The organism is Saccharothrix sp. DSM 118769, from assembly GCF_052936295.1.
This window is the reverse complement of record NZ_CP193627.1, coordinates 5,341,788-5,365,393: the sequence shown is the minus strand read 5'-3', so window position 1 is coordinate 5,365,393 and position 23,606 is coordinate 5,341,788. Positions and strand designations below refer to the sequence as shown.

At 75.3% G+C, this 23,606-nt stretch carries 19 protein-coding genes; 9 read left to right on the top strand and 10 right to left on the bottom strand.

The genetic code is table 11. The annotated features are described in order from the left end of the window. Positions 1 to 36 precede the first annotated feature (36 nt). From ACRAKJ_RS22955 to lepB, 3 genes are all read left to right on the top strand, one after another. The gene (locus ACRAKJ_RS22955; RefSeq protein ID WP_438926774.1) at positions 37 to 1,386 is read left to right on the top strand and encodes a cytochrome P450; all 1,350 of its coding nucleotides are present in this window, start codon (positions 37 to 39) and stop codon (positions 1,384 to 1,386) included. Positions 1,387 to 1,403: 17 nt separating this feature from the next. Beyond that, on the top strand, positions 1,404 to 2,405 hold the full coding sequence (locus ACRAKJ_RS22950) for an alpha/beta hydrolase (protein WP_447008651.1): 1,002 nt from the start codon (positions 1,404 to 1,406) through the stop codon (positions 2,403 to 2,405). Between the two features lie 209 nt (positions 2,406 to 2,614). Next, positions 2,615 to 3,166, top strand: coding sequence for a signal peptidase I (gene lepB / locus ACRAKJ_RS22945; RefSeq protein ID WP_438927019.1), 552 nt, complete (start codon positions 2,615 to 2,617; stop codon positions 3,164 to 3,166). A 76-nt stretch (positions 3,167 to 3,242) separates the two neighbouring features. Here the strand turns inward: lepB and ACRAKJ_RS22940 are convergent, their stop codons facing one another. Then, positions 3,243 to 5,885, bottom strand: coding sequence for an outer membrane protein assembly factor BamB family protein (locus ACRAKJ_RS22940; protein ID WP_438927018.1), 2,643 nt, complete (start codon positions 5,883 to 5,885; stop codon positions 3,243 to 3,245). A gap of 225 nt (positions 5,886 to 6,110) precedes the next feature. Here ACRAKJ_RS22940 and ACRAKJ_RS22935 point away from each other — a divergent pair, with 225 nt between their 5' ends. Then, positions 6,111 to 6,479, top strand: a complete 369-nt coding sequence (locus tag ACRAKJ_RS22935) for an anti-sigma factor antagonist (protein ID WP_438927017.1) — start codon at positions 6,111 to 6,113, stop codon at positions 6,477 to 6,479. Positions 6,480 to 6,550: 71 nt separating this feature from the next. Here the strand turns inward: ACRAKJ_RS22935 and ACRAKJ_RS22930 are convergent, their stop codons facing one another. Next, the gene (locus ACRAKJ_RS22930) at positions 6,551 to 7,537 is read right to left on the bottom strand and encodes a glycoside hydrolase domain-containing protein (protein WP_447009106.1); all 987 of its coding nucleotides are present in this window, start codon (positions 7,535 to 7,537) and stop codon (positions 6,551 to 6,553) included. A gap of 591 nt (positions 7,538 to 8,128) precedes the next feature. Between ACRAKJ_RS22930 and msrA the strand changes: the two genes are divergently transcribed. The 4 genes from msrA to ACRAKJ_RS22910 all read left to right on the top strand — a co-directional run bounded on the left by msrA (position 8,129) and on the right by ACRAKJ_RS22910 (position 12,337). Continuing rightward, a complete protein-coding gene (gene msrA / locus ACRAKJ_RS22925; protein ID WP_438925368.1) occupies positions 8,129 to 8,632 on the top strand; it encodes a peptide-methionine (S)-S-oxide reductase MsrA in 504 nt (167 codons plus the stop codon). Positions 8,633 to 8,658: 26 nt separating this feature from the next. Next, positions 8,659 to 9,165, top strand: coding sequence for an MOSC domain-containing protein (locus ACRAKJ_RS22920; protein ID WP_438925367.1), 507 nt, complete (start codon positions 8,659 to 8,661; stop codon positions 9,163 to 9,165). 10 nt (positions 9,166 to 9,175) lie between these two features. Beyond that, complete coding sequence (locus ACRAKJ_RS22915; protein ID WP_438925366.1) at positions 9,176 to 9,352, top strand: hypothetical protein; 177 nt, start codon at positions 9,176 to 9,178, stop codon at positions 9,350 to 9,352. Between the two features lie 117 nt (positions 9,353 to 9,469). Further along, complete coding sequence (locus tag ACRAKJ_RS22910; protein ID WP_438925365.1) at positions 9,470 to 12,337, top strand: beta-galactosidase; 2,868 nt, start codon at positions 9,470 to 9,472, stop codon at positions 12,335 to 12,337. Here ACRAKJ_RS22910 and ACRAKJ_RS22905 read toward each other — a convergent pair. The 7 genes from ACRAKJ_RS22905 to ACRAKJ_RS22875 all read right to left on the bottom strand — a co-directional run bounded on the left by ACRAKJ_RS22905 (position 12,334) and on the right by ACRAKJ_RS22875 (position 21,961). Continuing rightward, positions 12,334 to 13,575, bottom strand: coding sequence for a carbohydrate ABC transporter substrate-binding protein (locus ACRAKJ_RS22905; protein ID WP_438925364.1), 1,242 nt, complete (start codon positions 13,573 to 13,575; stop codon positions 12,334 to 12,336). The genes ACRAKJ_RS22910 and ACRAKJ_RS22905 overlap by 4 nt on opposite strands. Further along, on the bottom strand, positions 13,572 to 14,729 hold the full coding sequence (locus ACRAKJ_RS22900) for a hypothetical protein (RefSeq protein ID WP_438925363.1): 1,158 nt from the start codon (positions 14,727 to 14,729) through the stop codon (positions 13,572 to 13,574). Before ACRAKJ_RS22900 ends, ACRAKJ_RS22905 begins: the two co-directional genes overlap by 4 nt. Further along, a complete protein-coding gene (locus ACRAKJ_RS22895; RefSeq protein ID WP_438925362.1) occupies positions 14,726 to 16,135 on the bottom strand; it encodes a VWA domain-containing protein in 1,410 nt (469 codons plus the stop codon). Before ACRAKJ_RS22895 ends, ACRAKJ_RS22900 begins: the two co-directional genes overlap by 4 nt. A 28-nt stretch (positions 16,136 to 16,163) precedes the next feature. Then, positions 16,164 to 18,380: a tetratricopeptide repeat protein gene (locus ACRAKJ_RS22890; RefSeq protein WP_438925361.1), complete on the bottom strand. Its 2,217-nt coding sequence runs from the start codon at positions 18,378 to 18,380 to the stop codon at positions 16,164 to 16,166. Then, entirely contained in the window at positions 18,377 to 19,987 is a 1,611-nt protein-coding gene (locus ACRAKJ_RS22885) for a trypsin-like peptidase domain-containing protein (protein ID WP_438925360.1), read from the bottom strand. The genes ACRAKJ_RS22890 and ACRAKJ_RS22885 overlap by 4 nt, the downstream gene beginning before the upstream one ends. 118 nt (positions 19,988 to 20,105) lie before the next feature. Then, positions 20,106 to 21,461 carry a GntT/GntP/DsdX family permease gene (locus tag ACRAKJ_RS22880; protein WP_438925359.1) on the bottom strand — a complete coding sequence of 452 codons (1,356 nt, stop codon included), beginning with the start codon at positions 21,459 to 21,461 and terminating at the stop codon, positions 20,106 to 20,108. Further along, complete coding sequence (locus ACRAKJ_RS22875; protein WP_438925358.1) at positions 21,458 to 21,961, bottom strand: gluconokinase, GntK/IdnK-type; 504 nt, start codon at positions 21,959 to 21,961, stop codon at positions 21,458 to 21,460. The genes ACRAKJ_RS22880 and ACRAKJ_RS22875 overlap by 4 nt, the downstream gene beginning before the upstream one ends. 111 nt (positions 21,962 to 22,072) lie before the next feature. On the opposite strand from ACRAKJ_RS22875, the gene ACRAKJ_RS22870 reads away from it, so the two are divergent. Next, positions 22,073 to 22,807, top strand: a complete 735-nt coding sequence (locus ACRAKJ_RS22870; RefSeq protein ID WP_438925357.1) for an FCD domain-containing protein — start codon at positions 22,073 to 22,075, stop codon at positions 22,805 to 22,807. On the opposite strand, the gene ACRAKJ_RS22865 is transcribed toward ACRAKJ_RS22870, so the two are convergent. After that, positions 22,761 to 23,582 (bottom strand): GDSL-type esterase/lipase family protein, encoded by an 822-nt coding sequence (locus ACRAKJ_RS22865; protein WP_438925356.1) that lies wholly within the window; start codon positions 23,580 to 23,582, stop codon positions 22,761 to 22,763. The genes ACRAKJ_RS22870 and ACRAKJ_RS22865 overlap by 47 nt on opposite strands. Positions 23,583 to 23,606 lie beyond the last annotated feature (24 nt).

Sequence of the window (23,606 nt, the reverse complement as noted above, 5' to 3'; positions counted from 1 at the left end):
CGGAACCGGTGCGTCGAGTCGAGGAGCGGTGCGCCGATGACGGCGGACGCGAAATCCGGCGGAAAACGCGAGCCCCCCGCGGCTCCGGGGCGGTTACCCCTGCTCGGGCACACCGCGGCCCTGCTGGGACAACGCCTGGCGTTCACCGCGAAACTGCGATCACGTGGTCCCGTCGTGCGGGTCTACCTGGGAAAACTCCCCGTCTACTTCGTGACCACGGCCGAGTTGGCGCACCAGGTGCTCACCGCCGAGACGGACCGGTTCGACAAGGGCGTCTTCGTCGACAAACTGCGCGGTGTGTTCGGTGATGGCCTGGTCAGCACCAATGGTGAATTCTACCGGAGACAACGTCGGATGATCCAACCCGCGTTCCATCGCGGACCGCTGCGGGTGTATTCGGGGATGATGGGCGAATTGGCGTCCGACCTGGCGAATTCCTGGCGACCTGGACAGGTCGTCGCCCTCGACGAGGTGATGCAGGATTTCGCGATCTCCGTGGTGGGCCGCACGCTGTTCTCCCGGGAATTCGGTCCCGGGGTCGCCGCCGAGGTGCGCGCGCACGTCCCCGTCCTGATCCGGCTCGGCGTGGCGCGCGCCCTGTCCCCGGCCGTGCTGGAGCGGCTGCCCGTCCCCGCCAACCGCCGGTTCGACGAGGCCCTCGCCCACGTGCACCGCGTCGTGGACGACGTGGTCGACTCCGCGCGCGGCGAGCGGCAGGACCTGCTCTCGGCGCTGCTGTCCGCGCGCGACGGGGTCACCGGCGAGCCGATGAGCCGCCGGCAGGTCCGCGACGAGGTGGTCACCCTGCTCACCGCGGGCACGGAGACCACCGGGATCACCCTGTCCTGGCTGTTCCACGAACTCGCCCGGAACCCCGACGTCGAGCGGCGGGTGCACGCCGAGGTGGACGAGGTGCTGGCCGGACGGCCCGTCGCCACCGCCGACGACGTCGCGCGCATGCCGCACCTGCGCCGCGTCGTCACCGAGGTGCTGCGCGCCTACCCGCTGTGGCTGACGCTGCGCCGCACCAACACCGCCGTCTCGCTGGGCGGCGTCGACCTGCCCGCGGGCACCGAGGTCGGCCTCAGCCCGCACGCCCTGCACCACGACCCGCGCTACCACGCAGACCCGGAGCGCTTCGACCCCGACCGCTGGCTGCCCGAGCGCGCCGACGCCCTGCCCAAGGGCGCGTACGTGCCGTTCGCCGGCGGCCTGCACCACTGCCCGGGGCACGCGTTCGCGCACCTGGAGGTCGCGATCGCGACCGCCACCCTCGCCGCCCGCTGGCGGCTCGCACCCGTGCCGGGGAAACCCGTGCGCCCCAGGGTGATCGGCCTGCTGTACCCCAACCGGCTGCCGATGACCGTCCTGTCCCGTCCCCGATGAACTGGAGGTAGTCCTCCTTGCGGTACTCACTCGCCGCCGGTCTGGTCGCGCTCGTGGTGGCGTCGTCGCTGACGTCGGCCTCCGCCGAAGCCGGTCCCGCGTGCCGCCCCGTCGACGCACCGGTGACCGTCCTCGCCCAGCGCGAGGTGCTGCACGGCACGCTGTGCACGCCGGCCGGTGGCGCCACCACCGTCCAGGTGCTGATCCCCGGCGCCACCTACAACAGCTCCTACTGGGACTTCCCCGACGGCAGGCACTCGTTCCGCGCCGCGCAGAACGCCGCCGGGTTCGCCACGTTCGCCGTCGACCGGCTCGGCACCGGCCGCAGCTCCAAACCGCTCGCCGCCACGCTCACCGCGTTCACCCAGGCCGACGCCGTGCACCAGGTCGTGCAAGGTCTGCGGTCCGGCGCGTACGGCCCCCGGTTCGGACGGGTGGTCATCGGCGGTCACTCGCTCGGCGCGGCGATCAGCGTCGTCGAGGCGGGCACCTACCAGGACGTGGACGGCGTGCTGCTCACCGGCATGACGCACGCGGTCAACCCGGCCGGTGTCGCGGCGGCGTTCGCGAACTTCCGACCCGCCAACCTCGACCCGAAGTTCGGCCTGCTGCACCCGCTCGGCTACCTGACCACCGCCCCCGGCAGCCGCTACGACAGCTTCCACGCGCCCGGCCCGCTCGTGTCGGACGTCATGTCGGTGGAGGAGAGGACGAAGGACGTCTTCTCCCCGGCCGAGGCCGCGGACGGGCTCGGCGTGGCCGTGCTGCTGCCGTACAGCCTGCTGATCAACGTGCCGGTGCTGTCCGCCGTGGGCGCGCGGGACGCGGCGGTGTGCGGGCTGCTCGCCACGGACTGCTCGTCGGCCTCGTCGGTCCACGCCGCGGAGGCGCCGTACTTCCGGGCGCCGCTGCGGACCTACGTGCTGCCGGGCTACGGGCACTCCATCAACCTCGCGCCCAACGCGCGGGACTACTACGCGGCGGTCGCCGACTGGGCCGTCCAGGAGGTCGGCCGCTGACCGGTGGTGCGGGGTCCGCGCGCGCCGCGGACCCCGCACCACCGGTCCGGCCGCCGACGCGTCACGCAGCGCGTCACCGCCGTGCCGCTGGGTACCGATACCTCTTCGTGCCCGTCGACCCGCTCCCGGTGCGTTACCGTGCGTGAGTTTTCACCGCCCCCGGACGGGGGTGGACGAGGCCGTCCGGCCTGTGGCGGAGGGGGTGGCGGGTGCGCGGACGACTGGTCGCCGCGGTGCTCGGCGGAGGGGTTTCCCTGCTGCTGGCCGCCGCCCTGGCGGTGTTCGCGCTGTCCTCGCCGGTGTCCGGCGACAGCATGTACCCCGACCTGCGTTCGGGGGATCGGGTCCTGGCCCTCGACGGCGCTCCGCAGCGCCTCGACGTCGTGACCCTCCGTCAACCCGGTGGTGGCGTCGAGGTCGTCCGGCGCGTCATCGCCGTACCCGGCGACCAGGTGCGGATCACCGGCGCGGACGTCCTCGTGCGGCCCGCGTCCGGCGAGTGGATGTCCGTCGCGCGCGGCCCCGGCGACCCCGGCGTGTGCTGCGGCCCCGACGGCAAGGGCGGGACCGAGGGCGTCGCCGAGGTGCCGCCCGGCCGGTACTTCGTGCTGGGCGACAACCCGACCGTGTCGACCGACTCGCGCAACTACGGGTTCGTGCCCGAGTCCGACCTCACCGGCGTGGTGTGGCGGCGGGTCTGGCCGGTGCCGCGGTTCGGGCCGGTCGCCGTGCCCGCCCTGTCGGTGGTCGACGGTCCCTGAGGCGGACGGGGCTGGCCACGAGCACCCCGATCCCGCGGCACCGGTCGAGAGCGCACCCGCCGCCCACCGGTCCGGTTCACGGGCACACCTCGCGGAACGGGACGTCGGGGACGTGGGCCGCCCACTCGTCCCGCGTCAGCGAGCGGCCCGCGCGGCGGCACAGGTCGGCGGCCGGGTCGTCGGTCCTCGGCACGCCGAACGCGCGCAGCCGGGACTCGCCGGTCGCCAGCTCGCGGCCGTCCGGGCTGAACGCGACGGCGATGGCGTAGGCGCGCAGCACGCCCAGCGGGCGGCGGGAGGGCACGTCCCACAGGCGCACGCCGGTGCCCGCGGTCGCCAGGGTGCGGCCGTCCGGGCTGAAGGCCACCTCGAAGACGACCTCGCCCTCGCCCCGCCCGAACGGCTCGCCCAGGCGGGTGCGCTCGGCGGTGTCCCACAGCGCGACCGAGCCGTCGACGCCGCTGGTGGCCAGGGTGCGGCCGTCCGGGCTGAACGCGATGGCGGTGAGCGCGTCGTCGGCGTCGGCGCGCAGGTCGCCGCGCGGTTCGCGGGTCGCGGCGTCCCACAGCCGGACCGGGCCGCCGTGGCCCGCGGCGGCGAGCGTGCGGCCGTCCGGGCTGAACGCGACCGTGCGCACGGACGTGGTGCCCGCGTCGAGCGGGTCGCCGAGCTGGTCGAGGGTCTCCGCGTCCCACAGCCGCACGGCCCCGTCCTCGCCGACGGCGATGGTGCGGCCGTCCGGGCTGAACACCGCGTAGGCCGGGTACCCGGTGCCCGCCTCGGTCAGCTGGCCGGTCTGCCGGCGCCCGGCCACGTCCCACAGCCGCACCGCGCCGCCCTCGTCCACGACGAGCAGCGTCCGGCCGTCCGGGCTCGGCGAGATCGAGTAGACCCGGCCGACGTTCCCGGTCAGCGGCGGGGAGATCGGCTCGCGGGTGGCCGCGTCCCACAGGTGGACCTGACCGGCGCGGGTGCCCGCCACGACCGTGCGGCCGTCCGGGAGGTACTCGACCACGCCGATGGGGCCCGGTTCGCCGGGGAACCCCACGCCCTCGTCGACCCGGTCCGCCACCGACCAGCCGCGCGCCGTGCCGCCCTCGTCGGTGGTGGTGAGCGTCCGGCCGTCCGCGGCGAACGCCAGCGACGCCACCCGCGTCGCGTGGCCGGTGAGCGGGTCGCCGAGCGGCTGCCGCGCGACCGCGTCCCACAGCCGCACCGCGCCGTCGCCGGCACCCGCGGCGAGCGTGCGGCCGTCCGGGCTGAACGCCACCGCGCGCACGGGCGCGCCGGCGTCCAGCGGCGTGCCGACGGGGGAGCGGTCGGCCACCCGCCACACCCGCACCGCGCGGTCCTCGCCACCGCCGGCCAGCACGCCGCCGTCCGGGCCGAACGCGAGCGCCCGCACCGGTCCGGCGGGCCCGGTCAGCGGCTCGCCGGGCACGCCGGACCGCACGTCCCACAGCCGCACGGAGCCGTCCTCGCCGCCGACCGCGAGGAGGCCGCCGTCCGGGCTCAGCGCGACCGACGCGGGCACACCGGGCACCTCGCCGAGCGGTCCGCCGGTCACCGCGTCCCACAGGGTCACCGAGGTCGCGCCCGCCACGGCCAGCACGCCGCCGCCCCGGCTGAGCAGCGGCGTGCCCGAGGCGGCGAACGGCCCGGTCAGCGGCTCGCGCCGGGTCGTGTCCCACAGCCGCACCCCGTCGTCGGCGGCGACGGCGAGCACGCGGCCGTCCCCGCTCAGGGCGACGGCCCGCACGCCGTCGGCCCCGGTGACCGGGTCGCCGATCGCGTCACCGGTGCGGGTGGCCGCCAGCCGCACCGCGCCGTCCCGCACCCCGGCGACGGTCGCCCCGTCCCCGGACAGCGCCCGCACGTCCGGCACCTCGCGGGTCCACAGGTCGGGCCGCACGAGCGCGTCGACCAGCCCGGCGCGGGCCCGGGGCGTCGGGTCGAGCCGCCACGCGGCCACGGCGAGCAGCCGCGACAGGTCCGGGTCCGCGCTGCCGACGGCCGCGCCCCGGGCCACCAGGTCGAGCGCCGCGGCCCTGGTCACGGCGTCCTGGTGCCGGCGGTGGGCCGTGACGCCGAGGACCACGGCCACCACGGCGAGCAGCGCCGCACCGACGACCGCGGCCCGGCGCAGGCGCGCGACCAGCCGGTGCCGCCGGGCGTCCTCGGCGTCGAGCACCTCCTCGGGCACCCCGTGCACGGCGGCGGCCAGCGCGCCCGCGGCGGCGCGGAAGCGGGGGTCGGCGGCCGGGTCCGGGCTCCCCGCCGCCCAGCGCAGGTCCACCCACGGCGGTTCGGCGGTGAACCAGCCCCTCAGCTGCTCCGGCAGGGCCGTGGTGCGTCCCCAGTCGAAGTCGCCGTCGCCCCACGCGACCTCGCCGCCGGTCAGCGCGATCAGGAACCGGTCGTGCCCGTGCCGCGCCCGCCAGAACGCGACCTCGCGACCCACCGCCGGCGAGGCCGCCGCCTCCGGCGAGGCCAGCAGCACGAAGTGGCGCGACCCGCTCAGCGACGGGGTGACCGCCGACCACAGGTCGGGGTCCGCGTCGAGGCCGGACCGGTCCAGGAACACGCGCAGCGCCCGCCGCCGGTGCCAGGGCCTCGCGATGCGCTGGAGCTCGCGCCGGAGCGCCGGGGCGATCCGGTCACCGTCCGAATGGCCGCAGGAGAGGAACGCGTCGTAGCCGCCCGGGTCGTGATCTTGCACGACCCAATCCTGCCCCGTGCGCACCCGTTGCGTCCTGCGGAGCACCGCTGTGACCCGGATGGCCTACCCCGGCGGGGTGGGTCCGGCCGGGTGGCCGCCCGAGGGGGCCGCGCGTGCCGCTGAATGGCGGGACGGGGCCCGCCGGGTGACGATGGGGGTTGCGGTCCGTGGGCCACCGGGTGGGCGGGCCGCGGGCCGTGACCCCGGACGAAAGGCGACCACACCGTGCACGCCTCGACGCAACACCCCGCACCGCGGCCCTTCCGGCTCGACGTGGAGAGCCTCACCGACGCCGTCGTCGTGACCGTGGTCGGCGAGCTGGACCAGGCGACCGCGCCGCGGCTGCGCGAGGTGCTCGACACGGCGCTGGACGACCGGCCGGGCGTGATCGTCGTCGACCTGCGCGGGGTGGACCTGCTCGCCTCGGCGGGCCTGGCCGCCCTGATCGCCGCGCACGACCAGGCGCTGCCGGACACCGCGCTGCGCGTGGTGGCGGGCGACACGACGCCCGCGCTGCGCTCGGTGCAGCTCAGCGGGCTCGACGAGCTGCTGGTGGTGCACCCGTCCCTGGACCACGCGCTGGCCGCACCCTGAGGCGCCCGGTCCGGGGGCGGCGGGCGTCGTACCCACCGCCCCCGGACCGGTGTCGGCACCGGCCGCCGCTGTCAGCGGCGGCCGGTGCGGTCCTGCTCGCCGTCCTGCTCGCCGTCCTGCTCGGCGGTCAGCCGCTGGACCAGCTTGACGACGATCTCGTCGGCCTTGTCCTCGGACCCCTCGCCGAGCACCTCGCGCACGGCGGCCTGGAGGTGCGGCAGCTGCGTCAGCGCCACCTGCTCCGCCGTCGGCGTGTGCTTGGCCACCGCCTTGTCCACGACGGCGTCCAGCGCCTCGGGCGTGATGTCCGGGTCGTTCACGATCGCCGCCAGCAGTTCGGTGTGCACCGCCTGGTTCTGCTGGATCTGCTCCAACCCGTCCCACAGGTTCTGGTTGCGGTTGGGCCGGAACCCGACCAGGTCCCACACGTTCATGTCTTCTCCTCCAAGGGTCGACAGGTCCACGTACGCCTTGTTGAGGTCGCACTCCAGCCCACCGGGGTACACCCGGCCGTTGTTCCACTGGTAGAACGACACCCCGTCGATCACGTTCGACTCCGCGCCGCACAGCCACGTCCAGCGCACGCGCCCCTCGCGCACCGCCGGGTGGACCACGTCGAAGAAGCCGTACAGGCCCACCCGGTCGAAGCCGAGCACGTCGATGGCGCCCTGGAGGTAGTCCCACACCTGCCCGAGCGTCAGCGGCCCCGCCTGCGGGTTGCCCGACAGCCACCGGTCGAAGGCGAAGAAGATCGGTCTGGTGTCGGGGTAGCCCTGCGCCCTCGCGTCGGCCCACGCCGTGTTCGCGTGCGCCCGGCCGGCGGCCCGGCCGCCGTGGAAGTCGGTGTAGCCGATCTGGTGCACCAGCAGCACGACCCGCCCGCCGGCCTCGTGCGCCCGCAGCGCGCCGGGGTAGGCGGAGATGCACTTGCGGTTGCCGGGGTAGCCGATGTACCTGATCAGGAAGCTGATCGGCTGGTTCGGTGTGCGTCGGTTGTAGTCGTCGATCTCGGCGGGCGACAGCTCGCGTGCGGAGTAGTCGAGCCCGTAGGCGGTCACGGCAGGCAACGAAAGCCTCCTAGCGGCACGGGTTTCGCGGCACCGGCGGGAACCGGCGCGATGTCCTCTCCTTCCGCGGGACCTGCGTCCCGGTGCACGTCCTACGGGGACCGGACGCCTCTCGGGGGTGGAGATCCCGTCGAGGAGTACGGATCACGTGACCGGGTGGATCAGCACCTCCTCCGCTCGTCGCTCCCGGCCGCGCCCGGCCGGTGGTGCGCTGGAGGGCCGCGTGCCCGGTCGTGCCGACCTCGGGCGCGCGTGTCGCGCGTCCACCCGGCAGGTGCCCGGCGAACGCGGCGGTTAATCCCCCCGGCGGGTCCTGGACTCGTCCCGCTGCACCATCACCTTGGCGTGCGGTAGCCCGTTGGGGGGCGGCATCGCGGACGGACCACCCTGTTCGGTCGCGAGCCGAACGGGTGATAGCGGCGGCCGGTCGCCCGGAACCCGACCTCCGGCCGTTGCCGATTCCGCGCCGGGCGGTATAGGGGGCGAACCGGGTGTGGATCACACCCGGTTCGGGGATGACCCGGGGACGTGGGAGCGTTGACCTGGTCAGGTACGAACGAGACCGAGGAGCGGAGCGACCACGTGGCCACTGCGAGCGAGAAGGCCGTCCTCGCGGGCGGGTGTTTCTGGGGCATGCAAGACCTGTTCCGCCGCCACCCCGGCGTCATCTCCACCAGGGTGGGGTACACGGGGGGTGACGTCCCCAACGCGACCTACCGCAACCACGGCACCCACGCCGAGGCCATCGAGATCGTCTTCGACCCCGAGCAATTGAGCTACCGGCAGGTCCTGGAGTTCTTCTTCCAGGTCCACGACCCGACGACGCGCAACCGGCAGGGCAACGACATCGGCCTCAGCTACCGCTCGGCGATCTTCTACGACGGCGAGGCGCAGAAGGAGGTCGCGGAGGCGACCATCGCCGACGTGGACGCCTCGGGCAAGTGGCCGGCCCCGGTGGTGACCGAGGTGACCCAGGCCGGTGACTTCTGGGAGGCCGAGCCGGAGCACCAGGACTACCTGGAGCGCTACCCCAACGGGTACACCTGCCACTACGTGCGGCCCGAGTGGCAGCTCGGGGAGCGCTGAGCAAGCCCCTCGTGAGCACGCCCGCCGTGAGCACGGCAGTAGAGGTCGTGGCGCTGCACGTGTCACCGGTGCACGCCTACGAGGGCCGGCCCGCCGACGGGCCGCGACCCGATCCGGAGCCCGTCTCCCGCGATCGGGTCGTGGTCCGGGCGGGCCTCGGCCTGGTCGGCGACCGCTACTTCAACCACCCCGCGCACCGGCGGGCCGCCGTCACGGTGTTCGCCGTCGAGTCGCTGGAGGCCGTCGCGGCCGACCTCGGCCTGACCGCCGCGCCGAGCCCGCTGGTCGTGCGGCGCAACGTCGTGCTGCGCGGGTTCGACGTGGACGCGCTCGCCCGACACGACGTGTTCACCCTCGACTCGGGCGACGGCCCGGTGCGGTTCGAGGTGGGCCGCCCGGCGAACCCGTGCGCCTGGATGGACGCGGTGATCGCGCCGGGCGCGTTCCGGGGGCTGCGCCGGCGGGGCGGGGTGCGGTGCGTGCCCCTCGACGACGGGGTGCTCGGGCTCGGCCCGGCGACGCTGGTCACCTGAGCGGCGTGCGATGCTGGGGGAGTCGACGCACCAGGGGGTGGGCATGGCGAAGAAGCGCAAGGGCGGCGTGGCGCCGTACGTGGCACTGCTGATCGCGGTGATCATCTTCGTGCCGGCGGTGCGGGAGTTCTTCGCCGACCTGGTCGGCCCCCTCGTGCAGCTGGTCCAGGACGCGTTCGAGGGCTAGGACGCCTCCGGGGGACCAGGTCCGTCGAACGCGCCGTCGAACGGCGGGCACCCCTTGCGCGGCACCGGGCGGACCGACACGATCGAGCCGGAAAGCGCTTACCGGACGGGGAGTGCGATGAGGCTCTTGGCGGTTCTGCTGGTGCTGTTCGGTTCACTCGCCACCCCCGTCGACGCCGCTGGGCCGCGCGGGCCGCGCACGGCGGGCATCGAGCGGCACGAGGTGGGCTACGACCGGTACTCCCTGACCGTCGACGGGCGGCGGGTCCTGCTGTGGGCGGGCGAGTTCCACTACTTCCGGCTGCCCAGCCAGGAGCTGTGGCGCGACGTGCTGGAGAAGATCCGCGCCGCCGGCTTCAACGGCGTCTCGCTGTACTTCCACTGGGGCTACCACTCGCCCGCGCCCGGCGTGTACGACTTCACCGGCGTGCGCGACGTCGACCGGCTGCTGCGCATGGCCGACGAGCTGGGCCTCTACGTGGTGGCCCGCCCCGGCCCGTACATCAACGCCGAGACGACCGGCGGCGGGTTCCCGGCGTGGCTCAAGACCGTGGACGGCCGCGCGCGGTCCAGCGACCCCGGCTACACCCGCGCGTACCGCGAGTGGCTCGACCGGATCAACCCGGTCCTGGCCCGGCACCAGGTCACCCGCGGCGGCTCGGTGATCGCCTACAACGTGGAGAACGAGTACGCGGTCAACGTCGACCCGGAGTACATGGTCGACCTCCAGGAGCGGGCGCGGGCGGCGGGCGTCGACGTGCCGATCGTGCACAACAACTGCTGCGGCGGGTACCTGGCGAACTGGGCGTCGGGCCGGGGCGCGGTGCAGGTCCCGGGCGTGGACGACTACCCGGTCGGCTTCGACTGCCGCGCGCCGGGCACCTGGGGCGAGTCCGACGGCGTCACGCGCCGGCTGCGCGAGGACGCCCCGGTGTACGCGGCGGAGTACCAGGCCGGGGCCATCGACCTGCACGACGCCGGCTACGACGCGTGCCGCGAGCTGACCGGCCCGGACTACATGAAGGTGTTCTACAAGTCGAACCTCGTCGGCAGCGGCGCGACGATGTTCGGCTACTACATGACGTTCGGCGGCACGTCGTGGGGCTGGCTGCCGCAGCCGAACGACGTCTACACCTCCTACGACTACGGCGCGGCCATCACCGAGGCCCGCAACCTCACGCCGAAGTACGACGAGTTCAAGCGGCAGGGCTACTTCGCCTCCACGGTCGCGCCGCTGACCAGGACCGATCCGACCGACGCGCCCGCGCCCGCCGACCCGGCGATCGCGACGCAGGCCCGCGCGAACCCGGACACCGGCACGCAGTTCGCGCTGGTGCGCCACGCCGACCGCCGCACGTCCGCCGACGTGTCGACGACGCTGGCCTGGACGACCCCCGACGGCCGCTACGACGTGCCGGTGAGCCTCTCCGGGCGGGACGCGAAGGTGCTCGTCGCCGGGTACGACCTGGGCGGCCAGCGGCTCGTGTGGTCGTCGTCGGAGATCCTGACCCACGTGGACGACGGCGGCCGGGACGTGGCCGTGCTCTACGGGCGCGAGGGGGAGCCCGGCTCGACCGTGCTGCGGTACGCGTCCGCGCCGTCCGTGCGGGTGCTGGCGGGCGACGTGCGGTCGTCGTACGCGGGCGGTGACCTGCGGCTGGACTACGCGCACACCGGGCTGGCCCGCGTGCTGGTGACCGGCGGCGGCCGGCCGCCCGCGCTGCTGCTGCTCGGCACCGACGAGGCGGTGGCGGAGTTCTGGCGGCTGCCCACGCCCGCCGGGCCGGTCCTGGTGCGCGGCACCGGGCTGGTCCGGTCGGCGGAGGTGCGCGGCGACCGGCTGCACCTGCGCGCCGACACCGACCGGGCGGGCGACGTGGAGGTGTTCGCCCCGGTGTCGCGCCTGTCGGTCGGCGGCCGGTCGGTGCCCGCGCGGCGCACGGGGAGCGGGTCGCTGGTCGCGCGCCTGGCGGGACCGCAGCCGGTGGAGCTGCCCGCGCTGACGTCCTGGCGGTACCGGCCCGAACCGCCGGGCGCGGGAACGGGCTGGACGACCGCGGACAAGACCACCACGGCCAGCCCGATCAAGCCCAAGACCCTCCCGGTGCTGTACTCCGACGAGTACGGCCACCACAACGGCGCGGTCTGGTACCGGGGCTCGTTCACCGCGACCGGCGCGGAGGCGTCGGTGGCCGTCAACGCCATCACCGGGCGGCGCGGCGTCTACCTGGTGTGGCTCGACGGCCACTACCTCGGGTCGGCCGCCGGCGGCACCGAGTCCGACGCGGAGCCGGTCAACCCCGACCCGGGCCGGGGCGACTTCGCCGTGCCGCCCGGCCTGCTCGCGCCGGGCGACCGCGCCACCCTCACCGTGCTGGTGGAGAACATGGGCCACAACGACGACTGGACCGCCGACGACACCCGCTTCAAGCAGCCGCGCGGCCTGTTCGGCGTGGTGGTGGAGGGCGGTTCGGGGCCGATCTCGTGGCAGGTCAGGGGGTCGCGCGGGATGGACGAGCGGGGCCCTCTCAACACCGGCGGCCTGCACGGCGAGCTGTCCGGCTGGCACCTGCCCGACCCGCCCGACCGCTACCCGCCCGACGCGCCCGACCGGTACCTTCCCGACCCGTCCGGCGACCGGCACCTGCCCGACGCGCCCGGCGACTGGCGGCGACCGCCCGCCTCGGTCGGCCCCGGCGTCTCCTGGTACCGCACGGCGTTCCGGCTGGACCTGCCGCGCGACCACGACGCGTCGCTCGGCCTGCGCTTCGCCGAGGCGCGCGGCCACCGCGTGCTGGTCTACCTCAACGGCTGGAACGTGGGCCAGTACCTCGGCGACCTGTCCCCGCAACGCGACTTCGTGCTGCCGCGCGGCGTCCTGGGGCGCGACAACACCCTCGTCCTCGCCGTGATCGCCACCGGGAGCGCGACCCCCGCCCCACCGCGCCTGGTGACCCTGGGCAACCACCGCACGGGGAACTTCTAGCAGGGCAGGTCGAGCCGGACGAGCCCCTCGCCGGCCACCTGCGCGCGGACCGCCTCCAGGTCGTCCAGCACGGCCTGGAGGCCGCTCGGGTCGTCGAGGTAGCGCAGCACGGCCCGCTGGAACGCGGTGCGCAGCGGCGCGGGCATCAGGTCCGACGCGTCGAAGCACAACCGGCCCTCCGAGGTCAGCACGCGCGCGACCCGCCGTTCCACGTCGCTGCGGTACGCCGCCTCGTCGACCCGCGTGTTCACCGAGTACGCCCCGCCCCGGGCCGGCCAGATGCGCTGCGCCTCCGCCGAGGCCAGGAAGTCCATCAGCGCGCCGGCCTCCGCCGTGTCGCGGAACAGGCCCGCGAGGTCGGCCGAGACCTCCGACGCCGGCTCCGCCGCGCCGAGGGACGGGAACGGCACGAAGTCCGCGGCCTCCCCGTACAGGCCGGTCACGTAGGACGCCTGGTGGTCCAGCCGGCACCCGCGCGGGCTGTCGACCAGCGGCTTGGACGGGTCGTCGAAGTCCGTCAGCAGCGCCGCGCGCAGGCCGCCGCGCACCGTCGTGCCGCCGCCGATCAGCTCGCCCCACGTCTGCCATGCCTGCCGCACGGGCCCCTCGTTCCACGGCTGCTCCGCCGCCGCCCACCTGCGGTACACGTCGGGTCCCGCCTCGTGCAGCAGGACGTCCTCGACCCAGTCGGTGCCGGGCCACCCGGCGTTGGTCTGCGCGGCCACCCGCAGGCACCAGGCGGCGCGCCCGGCGGCGGTCTCCGCGCCGGTGAGGGCGAGCAGCCCGGCCTTCGTCGTCGGCGGCGGGTCCGGCGGGGCGTCGGCGGCGTGCCAGAGCATGCTCTTGAGGTCCGCCTTCACCACCACCGCGTACCGCCGGTCCTGGCCCAGCTGCTCCAGTTCCGTCCACCGCCGGGGGTACTCGTCGGCACGGGCCCCGTCCAGCGGCGTCAGGTAGGGCACGTAGCCGGCCAGGTCGTTCGGGCTGGGCAGCACCGCCACGTGCGGCGGTGTGCCCTTCTGCACGTCCGCCCGCAGCACCTGGTCGGGGGCGGTGGCGCCGATGTACTCGACCTCGACGCCGCTCGTGCGCTCGAACGCCGCCAGCACCTCCTCGAACCGCGCCACGTCGGTCTCGCCGGTCCACGGGCCCAGGACCACCACCTGCTCGGGGGCCGCCGAGGTCGCGCACCCGGTCAGGCCCGCGCTCAGCAGCAGGATCACCACCAGGAGCCTCATCGGACGCGGTACCTGTACTCCTCCAGCCGGCCCAGGAGGCCGAGCAGCGCCGACAGGACCACGGCGGCCCCGCCGACCGGCACGAGGGGCATCAGGCCGCCCTCGTCCGCGGCGTCCGCCAGTTCGGCGTTGATCAACTCCGCCTCCTCGGTCAGCTCGCGCTCGTCGGTCGACGACCCGCCGCCGGGCGGGCCCAGGGCCAGGCGGGCCCGGTCCACGGTGTCGCCGCACCCCGCCGGCACCGTGCCGCAGTGCCCGCCCACCAGTGCGAGCAGCTCCCGCCGGGCGCTCGCCCCGGTCTCGGTCGTGTGCCGCTGCCACCGCTCGACGAGCAGGTCCAGCGCCTCCACCGACCGCGTCACCTGCGACTGGGTCGCCAGGCCGACCGCGGGCAGGGCCACGAGACCCAGCGCGATGGCCGTGGCCAGCACGAGCAGCGGGTTGACCAGGCGCCGGAACCGGCGGACCAGGAACACCTGGGTGGCCACCAGCAGCCCGAGCAGGACGAGCGAGGGGACCAGCCACGACGCGGTCCGCCACGGCGTCGTGGCGCTCTCGGCCAGTCGGGCGTCCAGCGCGCGCCGCTGGTCCGCCATCAGCACGTCGAGCTGGGCCAGGACGCCCTTCCCCTCGGCGTGCAGCAGCTGCGAGGCGCGCCAGAGGTCCGCCGCGCCCAGTGCCTCGCCGCCGGGCTGCCGCAGCTGCACGTCCGCCTGGCCGATCGCGGCGTTGTAGGAGACCAGCAGCCCCTCCACGAGCTGCAACCGCCTGCTGACGACCACGCCCGCGGTGTTGTCCTCGGCGATCTGCGCGAGGTACTGGCCGGCCAGCGCGATCCGGTCGCGGTACCGGTCGCCGGGCCCGCTCAGCACGTGCTCGGCGCCGGTGAAGCTCTCCACCGCCGCGCGGTCGGCCTGCGCGAGCGCCGCCCTCGCGGTGGCGGTCTCCAGCACCGCGGCGGCGTTGCGGTCGCGCACCGAGTCGGCGGTGGCCCGCACGTCGGCGCCCACCGCCCACGAGGCGCCGGTCACCACGAGCGCCGCGAGCACCACGCCGGTCAGCAGGCCCAGCAGGGTGCGCCGGGTGGTGCTGCGCTGACGGGTGCCGCGCCGGGTGGTGCCGCGCCGGGTGGTGCCGGGCCGGGCCGCGCTCACGGCTCCACCAGCCGGTGGCCGCACCGACCGCAGAACCGCGCGGTCGGCGGTGACACGTACGAGCACTCCGGGCACCGCCGGTCCGGGCCCGTGACCGCCACCCCGACCGCACCCCGACTGGGCGCGGCGCTGGACCGGGTGGAGCTCATCCCCGCCCAGAGGATGTCCTCGGCGACGAGGTCGGGCCGCACCCGCACCCGCCCGTCGGCCGGGTCGCCGTCGACCTCCACCAGCCGCAGCAGCCGCCGCAGCGAGTCCTGGTTGCCCAGCCGCGTGGCCAGCGCGACGGCCCGGCCCCACCGCTCGGCGGCGCGCGGCAGGTCGTTCGCGTCGTAGGCCTCGCAGCCCGCGTCGATGTGCTCGCCCAGCTCCCCCTCGTCGGTGTAGTGGCCGACGTGGGGGTCGACCCGGCTGGACAGCCGCGGGTCCTCGGTCCGGGTCGCCCGGATCGTCGCCGACCCGGACGGCACCTCGGCGGAGTCCGCGGCGAGGACCACCCGGGCCGCCTGCCGCGACTCGCCCACCGCCAGCTCGTCGGTGTCCACCTCCAGCCACACGTGGAACGCGCGCGTCTCCTCGCCCCAGTTGCCGGTGGGGAAGCGCACCGTGCCGTCGTCGAGCCGCGTGCCCCGGCCGGTCAGGTCCACCTCGGTGGGCAGCACCTGCTTGACCTGGCGCAGGCGCGCGAACGGCATCGGCTTGACGCGCAGTTCGAGGTCCGCGACGGCCTTGCCCATCGCCGACTCCATCAGACCGGTGAAGTCGGCGGGCAGGTCGGCCGGGCGGCGCACCGCGTCCACGTCGCCGTGCAGCACCTCCGCGATCCGCCGCACCTCCTGCGGCGACCAGTCGGCGCCGATGCCGCGCACGTCGCACACGAACGCGTCCGCGCAGCGCGCGAGCGCCGAGTCGAGCACCTCGCGCGGCTCGCCGTTGTGGCCGTCGGTGAGCAGGATGGCGTGCCGGATCAGCTTCCGGTGGGGTTCGACCAGGCGCGCCGCCAGGGCCAGCCACGTGCTCATCGCGGTGCCGCCGTCGCTGATCAGCCCGTTCACCCGGGCCTTGGCCTCGGCCCTGGTCCGTTCGTCGGCCACCGCCAGCCCCGCCTCCCGGGGGTAGACCACCTCGGCGTGGTGCGTGCCCTTGACCACGGCGAACAGCACGCCGTCGCGCAGCACGTCCAGCGCCGCGCAGGTCGCGCGCCGGGCCGCGGCGATCTTGGTGGGCGGCGCGTCCATCGAGCCGGAGCAGTCGATCGCGATCACCTCGGCCGCGGCCGGGACGGGTCGGTCGGCCGAACGCAGGCCGGTGGCCGTGACGGTGACGATGGCGTGCATGTCGGTGTCGCCGTGCGACAGGTACTCGTTCTGGCTCACGGCGACGCCGAAGCCGGCGGGGGTGTTCATGCGACTCCCTGTCACGGTGTCCTCCGGGTCACAACGTCGTCCGGGGTCGGGTGCCGTTGGCCAGGTCCACCAGCACCCCGTGCTCGTCGGCGGACCGCGCCTGCCTGGCCAGGCGGCGGTAGCCCTTCGCCAGCGCCGACCGCAGCGCCCGCTCCGACGGCGACCGGCCGAACAGCCCGCCGCCGTCGATCTCCGCGTGCGCGGTCGAGCGCCGCCAGCGCAGCGCCGCGTCGAGGACCACCGCGCCCAGCCGGTCGGCCGCGTCGCGGTCCAGGCGCAGCCGCTCCAGCCGCTCGACCGCCTGCTCCAGCTCGCCCGCCGAGGCACCCGGCCCGCACAGGACGTCGACCGCCGCGATCCGCGCCGCGTCGTGGTGCCGCGACACGGTGGGCATCTCGTCGAGCACGGCGACCGCGCCCGGCCGGTCGCCGTCGCGCAGCAGCAACCTGGCCAGGCCGAACGCCGCCGCGGCCTGCGACCGGTCCCGCCGCCACACCGCCGTGTACCAGCGGCGGGCCACCACCGCGTCGCCCTCGCGCTCGGCGCACAGCGCCAGCGCCAGCTTGGGCGCGACCTCGCCGGGCAGGTCGGCGAACACCGCGTCGAAGTGGCGCCGCGCCGCCCGGACGCGGCCGCGGGCCAGGTGCAGCAGCCCGCAGTGCCACACCACCCGCCAGTCGGTCGTCGGGCCCGGCGACCGGAGGTCGGCCAGGCAGCGCGCGGCCTCGTCGTGGCGGTCCAGCCCCAGGAGCGCGCGGCAGCGCAGCAGCAGCACGTCGGGGGAGGGGTCGTCGTCGTCGCGCAGCAGGTCGAGCACCCGGGCCGGGTCCGGCGCGTCGGCGACCAGTTCGAGAGCGGGGTCGGCGGAGACCGGGCGCACCGGGGGCAGCCCGAGCGCGACGTCCTTCGGCGTGGGCAGCTCCGGGGCGGTCACCGCGTCGGTCCAGCGCTCCAGCGGCGGCACGGCGCCGAGGTCGGCGTCCAGCAGGGCCGCCGTCGGCGCGAACAGCGGCGAGAGCACCGCGCGGTCCTTGCCGTCGCGCAGCGAGGCGATCTCCAGCAGCACGCCGCCGAGCTGGTCGGACATCTCGCGGGCGGAGGCGAACCGGCGGTCGGCGTCGGGGTGCGCGGCGCGCGCCAGCACGCGCAGGAACGACCCGACCCCGGCCGCGACCGGCGACCCGGGGGCGCCGAGCAGCTCGACGTGGTCGACCGTGGCCTGGTAGAGCTGCCGCAGCGTGACGCCCAGCGTGTGCAGGTCCGACTGCACCGTGACGCCGCGCCGCGCGATCTCCTCGCCGGTGACCTGGTAGGGCCGCGTGCCGATGATCCCGGGGCCCTTGTCGCCGATGCGGCGCACCGCGCCCAGGTCGATCACCTTGACCCGGCTCTCCAGGCCGTCGCCGGTGCTGCCGGGGGAGAGGATCACGTTGTTCGGCTTCATGTCGCAGTAGACGAGGCCGCGGCGGTGCAGGTGGTCGAGCGCCTCCAGGACCTGCCGCCCCATGGTGATGACGTGCTCGACCCGCAGCTGCTCGCCCAGCGGCTGCGCACCCGCGTGCGCGCCCAGCTTGACCTCGTTGAGCACCCGGCCGTCGACGAACTCCATCACGATGTACTCGCGCGGCCGGCCGGTGCGCCGGTCGGGGTGGGTGACGAAGTTGTAGATGCGCACGACGTTCGGGTGGTCCATCGCGGTCAGCGCCCGGCGCTCGGCCTCGGCCAGCGCGCTGTCGCCCTCGTTGATCACGCCCTTCAGGACGACCAGGTTGTCGTCCAGGCGGGTGTCCTGCGCGAGGTACACCCAGCCCATGCCGCCGTGCGCGAGCGGCCCGAGCACCCGGTACTGGTCGGCGACCAGGTCGCCCTCGTGCAGGCTGGGCAGGAAGGAGTACGGGTGCCCGCAGGTCGGGCAGAACCCCTCCGCCCGCGCGGGCTGCCCCGCGTAGCCGACGCCGATCTCGGCCGTGCAGCCGTCGTGGCCGCAGGCCCGGCCGCTGGTGGGCACGTCGGGGTTGCGCGGCAGCCGGCTCGACGGTTCGGTCAACGCGAAGACGGGCAGCGACAGGTAGTTCTCCCGCCCGCTCTGCCGAGCCGACGCCGACGACGTCGCCGCCGATAACGGCGCCGCCGCCGATAACGACGAGGTGCGGGCCGACGGCGGTGGCGCCTGCCGCCCGCAGGTGTCGCAGAAGCCGCTGTCCTCCACCGCTCCCGGGCAGGCCGGGTGGGCGCACGCCGTCATGCGCCGTCCTCCTCGTCGTCGGTACCGTCGAGCCGGTCCTGCACCGCGCGCCCGTAGGCGTCGACGGCGGCGGCCGCGGCGGCCGGGTCGACCGGCGGGGTCGTGAGGACCTCGAAGGCCGTCCGGTAGAGCCCGCTGAGCGCCAGGTCCTCGGCGAGCCCGGCACCCACCGCGCGGGCCTTGTGCGCCGACAGCAACCCGCCCCGCCCGTTGCCGCCGCCCAGCCCGCGCACCTCGGTCAGGGCGGCGTCGAGCCACGCCCTCGCCTCGCCCGCCAACCGCGCGGCCCGCTCCACCCGGTGCTCCAGGTCCACCACCGCCGCCTCGTCCTCGGGGGCGCGGCGCAGCGCGGACAGCGTGAAGCGCATCCGCGACGCGCGGTGGGGGACCACGAGGCCGGCCGGCGCGACCCTCGCGCACAGCGCGGCGGCGGCCCGTTCCGCGGCGTCCAGCCCGGCGATGCGCTCGGCGAGCACGCCCAGCCGCTCCCGGTGCAGCCCGGAGCGCCACCGCCGGGCCGCGTCCAGCGCGGGCGAGCTGTCGCGGGTGAAGGCCAGGATCACCCTGGTCCCGTCGCGCACCAGGGGGACGGCGACCCGCTCGACCACCGCCTCGGGGTCGCCCGCGTCGTCCACCGCGCCGATGACCACCGTCATCGGCGGGAGCCGGGACCCGGCGTCGGCGCGCACCGCGGCGCGCTCGACCACCCGCTTGGTCACCTCGTCGGCCGTCCTGCCCGTGGCGTCCACCGCCAGGTCGACGCTGCCCAGCGGCGGCACGGTGCCCTGCGGGGCGACGCCGCCGCCCACCGCGGAGGGCCCCAGCTCGCGGCTGGCCAGCAGGACCACCCGGCTCAGCGCGGCCAGGTCGGCGCCGACGAGGAGCAGCGGCATCGTCCGGCGCGCGTCGGACAGCCACGCGACCACGTGCCGGGTGGTGGGCACGTCCACCCGCTCGGCGGAGGGTTCGCTGAAGTGCGGGTCCACGCCGCGGTCGCCGACCGTCCACCGCTCGACCCGCTCCACGTGCGCGAGGATCGTCTCCACGGGCAGCATCCACGACACGCCGGTGGTGGGGCCCAGGGTGCTCACCACCACGCCCAGCACCTCGCCGGTGTCGACCGCGGCCACCCCGGCGCCGCTGAACCCGGTGCGCACCGGCGGCCAGCCGGGCTGGAGGTTCAGCTGGATCCACTCCCGGCCCGGACCCGCCTCGCCGGCCAGGGTGAGCTGCGTCCAGACGCCGTCCACCAGGGAGCCCGGGAAGCCGAAGGCGCGCACCGGCCGGTTCCAGCTCACCGCGGCCCGGCGCAGCGTGGTGCCCGAGCCGGGCGGTACCGGTTCGTCGAGTTCGAGGAGGGCGACGTCGCCGCGCTGGTCGGCCATCGGCGGCACGACGCACCCCGGCACGGGCCGCGCCCGGCGCACCAGCCACCCGCGCGGGCCGACGAGGTCGACGCCCGGGTGCCCGTCCGCGCCCGTCAGGACGTGGGCGCAGGTGAGCACGTGCCGGTCGCCGAGCAGGACCCCGGCGCCGAGCACCTCACCCCCGGGGCTCCGGACCCGTGCCCGCCACGACTCCAGCGGCCGTGCGTGCCCCGTCACCACGAGTCGGACGATATGCGGTGATCGTCGCGGAACGTCGGCGATCGACCGCACGTGACTCGAACGGGGTAAGGCCCGACCGCGCTCCTGCGGAGAGCGCGGTCGGGCCGGGGGCCCGGTCCTAGACGACCAGGTCGAGCAGCAGCACCAGCACCAGGCCCACCACGGAGATCAACGTCTCCATGATCGACCACGTCTTCACGTTCTGCCCGACGGTCAGGCCGAAGTAGCCCTTGACGAGCCAGAAGCCCGCGTCGTTGACGTGCGAGAAGAACAGCGACCCGGCGCCGATCGCGAGCACCAGCAGCGACGTCTCGCCCGTGCTCAGCGTCGTGACCAGCGGCGCGAGGATGCCGGACGCGGTGACCGTGGCGACGGTCGCCGACCCGGTCGCCAGGCGGATCAGGACGGCCACGATCCACGCCAGCAGCAGGACCGACAGGCCGCTGCCCGCGACCCACCCGGCGATGAGCTTGCCGATGCCGGTGTCGATCAGCGTCTGCTTGAAACCGCCGCCGGCGGCCACGATGAGCAGGATGCCCGCGATGGGCGGCAGTCCCGACTCGACGCTCTTGGCGACCTCGCGGCCGGACATCCGCGCGCCGCGGCCCAGCGTGACCATGGAGACGATCACCGCGATCAGCAGCGCGATGACCGGCGTGCCGAGGAAGTCCAGCACCGACCGGACCGGGTTGCCCTTGTCGGCCACGATGTCCGCCAGCGCCTTGCCCATCATCAGCACCACGGGCAGCAGCACGGTGGCCAGCGTGACGGCGAACGACGGCCGGGGCTTCGACTCGTCGCGGTCCTCGCCCTCGAACAGGTCGGGCGCGGGCACGTCGACCCAGCGCGCGGCGTAGCGGGCGAACAGCGGGCCGGCGACGGCGATGGTCGGGACGGCGATCAGCACGCCGAAGGCCAGCGTGATGCCCAGGTCGGCGTTCAGCGCGGTCACCGCGACCAGCGGGCCGGGGTGCGGCGGCACGAGGCCGTGCATCGCGGACAGGCCGGCCAGCGCCGGGATGCCCAGGCGGATCAGCGACATGCCGGACCGCCGCGACACCAGCAGGATCACCGGCATGATCAGCACGAGGCCGATCTCGAAGAACATCGGCAGGCCGATCAGCGCGCCCACGACGGCCATCGCCCACGGCAGGGAGCGGGTGCTGGAGCGGCCGACGATGGTGTCCACCAGGGCGTCCGCGCCGCCCGAGTCGGCCAGCAGCTTGCCGATCATCGCGCCCAGCGCGATCAGCGTGCCCACGCCGGCGGCGGTGTCGCCGAACCCCTTCGTGAAGCTCGCGACGGCCGCGTCCATGGGCAGGCCCGCGATGGCGGCCACCACGAGGGACGACACGGTGAGCCCGAGGAACGGGTTGAGCTTGAACCGGGTGATCAGCAGGACGAGCAGGGCGATGCCCACGACGGCGGCGGGCACGAGCCGCCCGGCGGACAGGGTGTCCATGGCGATGGTCATGTCAGGTCGTCTTCCTCGGCGGTGAGGCACGCGTCGACGAGGGCGTCGACGGGCTGGTCCAGGTCGAGCACGATGCCGGGCTCGTCCGGTTCGAGTGGTTCCAGGGCGGCGAACTGCGACGCCACCAGCGTGGCAGGCATGAAGTGGTCCGGCCGGGCGGCGACCCGTGCGCGCACCACGTCGGGGTCGCCGGAGAGGTGGACGAAGCGGACCGCCGGCGCGGCGGCGCGCAGCCCGTCGCGGAACGCCCGCTTCAGCGCGGAGCAGGTGACCACGCCGCCGACGTCGCGGTGGGCGGCGAGCCAGTCGCCGATGGCGCTCAGCCACGGCGCGCGGTCCTCGTCGTCCAGCGGCACGCCGGCGGACATCTTGGCGATGTTGGCCAGCGGGTGGAAGTCGTCGGCGTCGGCGAAGGCGACGCGCAGCCGCCGGGCGAGCGCCGTGCCCGTGGTGGTCTTGCCCGATCCCGACACGCCCATGACCACGATCAGCTGCGGCACGGCTGCCCCTTTCCTCGTGCCGCACAGCGTGAACCATTAATCTGACTTTTACAACGTATCGAGCCTGAAAACCTGTTCTTTATCGTGTCAGCGCCCTGTGGGCCGCCAATCATGAGAGGATTCCGGCTCGTGGGGACCTCCGAGCCATCCAAACCGGGCCTGCACGAGACGGTGCTGGACGAGCTGGGCGCGCTGATCACGTCCGGTGCGATCGCGCCCGGCGACGTGCTGCGCATCGACGACCTGGCCGCGCGCAGCGAGGTGTCCCGGCCGGTGATCCGCGAGGTGGTCCGGGTGCTGGAGTCGATGGGCCTGCTGACCACCCGCCGCCGGGTCGGCGTGACGGTCGCCGACCGCTCCGGCTGGAACCTGTTCGACCCGCGCATCATCCGCTGGCGGCTGGCGGGCGGGGACCGCGAACCCCAGCTCGCGTCGCTGGGCGAGCTGCGCGCCGGCGTGGAGCCGGTCGCGGCGTCGCTGGCCGCGCTGCGGGCGACCCCGGAGCAGTGCGGCGACCTGACCCGCGCGGTGGTGGGCATGTCCGTGCACGGCAAGGCGGGCGACCTGGCCGCCTACCTGGAGGCGGACCTGCTGTTCCACCGCACCCTGCTGGCCGCGTCCGGCAACGACATGCTCGCCGCGCTGACCGGCGTCGTCTCGGAGGTGCTCATCGGCCGCACCCACCACGGCCTCATGCCCGAGCGCCCCAACCCGGCCGCCGTCCGCCTGCACGCGGACGTGGCCCAGGCCGTGCAGTCGGGCGACCCGGCGGCGGCCGAGCAGGCGATGCGGGAGATCATCACCGAGGCGACCGCCGCGCTGCGCGGCGCGCCCGGCGACGCGTGACGGGCGTGGTCGGCAGGGTGGTCGGCAGGGTGGTCGGCGCGGTGAGGCTGCCGGGCACGGACCTCAGCGCCGCGTACCAGCGCGCGGCCATCTCGTCGTAGCCGGTCCCGGTCGGGTGCACGCGGTCGACGAGGTCGGCGGTGGTGAAACCGGTGTGCATGTCCACAAGGTGCGTCCGGGCGCCCTTCTCCGCGACGACGGCCGGCAGCGCGGCGTTGAACGCCCGCACCCGGGCCTCCAGCACCGGGTTGTCCACCGGGACGATCCGGGCGACGAACACCTCGGCGGCCGGCTCGGCGGTCCTGATCCGGTCGAGGAGCGCGGACAGCCGGGCGGGCGCGTTCGCCGGGTCGACGCCCTGGCCCACGTCGTTCGTGCCGATGTGCAGCAGCACGGTGCGGGGCGCGGCGGCGCGCACCAGGTCGGCGGCGTTCGCGTGGAGCTGGTCGATCCGCCACCCCGAGTGGCCCTCATGGTCGCCGTCACCCAGCTCGGCCGGCCCGTTGGACAGCCCCCCGACGAAGTCGACCGCGTGCCCGTCCGCGACCAGCCGCCGCCACAGGCCGGTGCGGTAGCCACCGGGGACGGAGAAGCCGTCGGTGATCGAGTCGCCCAGCGCCAGCACGCGCACGGCCGGCTCCGCCGCGGTGTCCCTGGTGTCCCTGGTGTCCCTGGTGACGGCGGTGTCCCCGCTGACGGCGGTGTCCCCGGCGGTCCCGGTGACCAGGGCGGCCCCGAGTGCCGCGGCGGCGAGTGCCGCACAGGTGCGTCGCACGGTCGTCCTCCTCCTGCGCCGTCC

What these genes read in the sequence shown, in the direction of transcription:
- ACRAKJ_RS22880 (WP_438925359.1), bottom strand. Translation starts at nt 21,461, where the DNA reads ATGACCATCGCCATGGACACCCTGTCCGCCGGGCGGCTCGTGCCCGCC.
- ACRAKJ_RS22905 (WP_438925364.1), bottom strand. Translation starts at nt 13,575, where the DNA reads ATGAGGCTCCTGGTGGTGATCCTGCTGCTGAGCGCGGGCCTGACCGGG.
- ACRAKJ_RS22870 (WP_438925357.1), top strand. Translation starts at nt 22,073, where the DNA reads ATGAGAGGATTCCGGCTCGTGGGGACCTCCGAGCCATCCAAACCGGGC.
- ACRAKJ_RS22955 (WP_438926774.1), top strand. Translation starts at nt 37, where the DNA reads ATGACGGCGGACGCGAAATCCGGCGGAAAACGCGAGCCCCCCGCGGCT.
- ACRAKJ_RS22895 (WP_438925362.1), bottom strand. Translation starts at nt 16,135, where the DNA reads ATGAACACCCCCGCCGGCTTCGGCGTCGCCGTGAGCCAGAACGAGTAC.
- ACRAKJ_RS22910 (WP_438925365.1), top strand. Translation starts at nt 9,470, where the DNA reads ATGAGGCTCTTGGCGGTTCTGCTGGTGCTGTTCGGTTCACTCGCCACC.
- ACRAKJ_RS22915 (WP_438925366.1), top strand. Translation starts at nt 9,176, where the DNA reads ATGCTGGGGGAGTCGACGCACCAGGGGGTGGGCATGGCGAAGAAGCGC.
- ACRAKJ_RS22890 (WP_438925361.1), bottom strand. Translation starts at nt 18,380, where the DNA reads ATGACGGCGTGCGCCCACCCGGCCTGCCCGGGAGCGGTGGAGGACAGC.